This window comes from Mesorhizobium sp., from assembly GCF_005063415.1.
Taxonomy (GTDB): domain Bacteria; phylum Pseudomonadota; class Alphaproteobacteria; order Rhizobiales; family Rhizobiaceae; genus Mesorhizobium.
Map to the genome: position 1 here is coordinate 25653 of NZ_SUEG01000036.1, position 1971 is coordinate 27623.

Here is a 1971-nt window from a genome sequence, read left to right on the forward strand (position 1 = left end):
ATCGGGCGAGCCGCCGCCCGCCGTTTCCGGCATGACCGGCTTCAGAACGCGCTCGCGCACCAGATGCCGGGTAACCTCGCTTTCCGCCTTGTTGAGGTACCAGTCGGTCAGCCGGCGGATTTCGGCGCGCTCCATCGGATCCTCGGCGAATAGCCGCTTGTCGCGCTTGAGTACGCCGCGCGTCTCGTCGAGATATTCGGCAATGACCACTGCGCCGACGATCGGCACGTCGCCTTCGGCGAGCAGGATCGGCAGCGTGCCGGCCGGGTTCAGCGCCAGGAACTCCTTGCGCCGCGTCCACGGCTTCTCTTCGATCAGCGCCAGTTCCTCGCCATACTCGCCAAAGGCGAGGCGGACGAAGCGGCAGCTGGCGAACATCGGATGGTGGAAAAGCGTCAGCATGGTCCCGCGATAATAAAGCGCACTGGCAAATCGCCGGCTGCGCCGGTAAGTCTTGGCCGCCCGATTCAGGGGCTGTCAGGGTGCTGGGACCTATAGGGGGAGTTCCGTGCCGTGACAAGCAAGCCGTTTCTCAAGCCCTCACTCCAACGCCGAGGTTGCCATGGAAAGCCAGACCGTCGTCGAAGCGCTGCTGCTCGGCATGCTCGAGGGCCTGACCGAGTTTATTCCGGTGTCTTCGACCGGTCATATTCTGCTCGCCGGCCATTTCCTCGGCTTTCATTCGACCGGAAAGGCCTTTGAAATCCTGATCCAGCTCGGCGCCATATTGGCGATCCTCAGCGTCTACTTCCGCCGTCTCTGGAAGATGCTGCTCGAACTGCCCTATGACCGGCTGACGCGGCATTTCGTCCTTGGCATCCTCATCGCATTCCTGCCGGCGGCAATCATAGGCGCGCTGGCGCATGATTTCATCAAGACGGTGCTATTCGAATCGCCGCGGCTGATCTGCATCATGCTGATCATCGGCGGTGTCATCCTGCTGTTGGTCGATCGCATGAAGCCGAAGCCGTATTACCACGATGTCGAGCGGTTTCCGACCAGGCTTTATCTGCAGATCGGACTGTTTCAGTGCTTGTCGCTAATCCCCGGCACGTCGCGCTCGGGCTCGACGATCGTCGGCGCGCTGCTGCTCGGTGTCGACAAGCGGGCGGCGGCGGAATTCTCGTTCTTCCTTGCCATCCCGACGATGGTCGGCGCCTTCGCCTTCGACCTGTTCAAGAACCGCAATGTGCTGAGCAGTGCCGACCTGCCCATAATCACCGTCGGCTTCGTCGCCGCCTTCGTCACCGCGCTAATCGTCGTGCGCTTCCTGCTCGACTACGTCTCGCGCCATGGCTATGCGCTGTTCGGCTGGTGGCGGCTGGTCGTCGGCATCGTCGGCTTGGCGGGGCTGGCAATCTGGGGGTAAGCCGGCGCGGATAGCGCAATCCCAGCCGAAACTCTATTCTTACCCGAAGCCGAGCCATACGATCTTGTGGACGTATGGTTGGCAGGGGGAAAGCATGAGCGAAGTTCTTGACGCCCTCGTTATTGGCGCCGGTCCGGCGGGGCTCGGCGTCAGCTATTTCTTGAAACGGCGGGGTCGCGACCACCGTGTGCTCGATCGAGGCCGGATCGGCGAAACGTGGCGAACGCAGCGATGGAACTCGTTTCGACTGAATTCGCCGACCATTCGCTCCATCTTACCCGGTGATTCCTACGAGGGGCCCGAGCCGTGGGGCGCGATAACCCACCACGAGTTTGTCGCGTATCTCGAAGGCTATGCCGAGCGGCACCGTCTGCCGGTAAGCACCCAAACTCCGGTACAAGAGCTGACGAGAGACGATGGGATCTTTCGCATCACCACGACGGACGGGGCGTTTCTGGCGCGCAATGTGGTGATCGCCACTGGCGACCAAAATCGGCAGGTTCGGCCGCCAGGGTCGACTGACTTGCCAACCGCAATTCGCCAAGTCGATTCCTCGGCTTATCGCAACCCGGCCGAGTTCGAGAGTGGCGCGGTGCTGGTGG

General features: G+C 62.0%; 3 protein-coding genes. 2 read left to right on the plus strand and 1 reads right to left on the minus strand.

Annotation, left to right across the window (positions count from 1 at the left end; all coding sequences use genetic code 11):
- A partial coding sequence (locus tag E5W70_RS12450) for a glutathione S-transferase family protein (protein ID WP_292658235.1) occupies positions 1-402 on the minus strand: 402 nt, incomplete at its 3' end.
- Positions 403-562: 160 nt separating this feature from the next.
- Between E5W70_RS12450 and E5W70_RS12455 the strand changes: the two genes are divergently transcribed.
- A complete protein-coding gene (locus E5W70_RS12455) occupies positions 563-1369 on the plus strand; it encodes an undecaprenyl-diphosphate phosphatase (protein WP_292658237.1) in 807 nt (268 codons plus the stop codon).
- 94 nt (positions 1370-1463) lie between these two features.
- On the plus strand, positions 1464-1971 hold a 508-nt coding region (locus E5W70_RS12460), incomplete at its 3' end, for an NAD(P)-binding domain-containing protein (protein WP_292658240.1).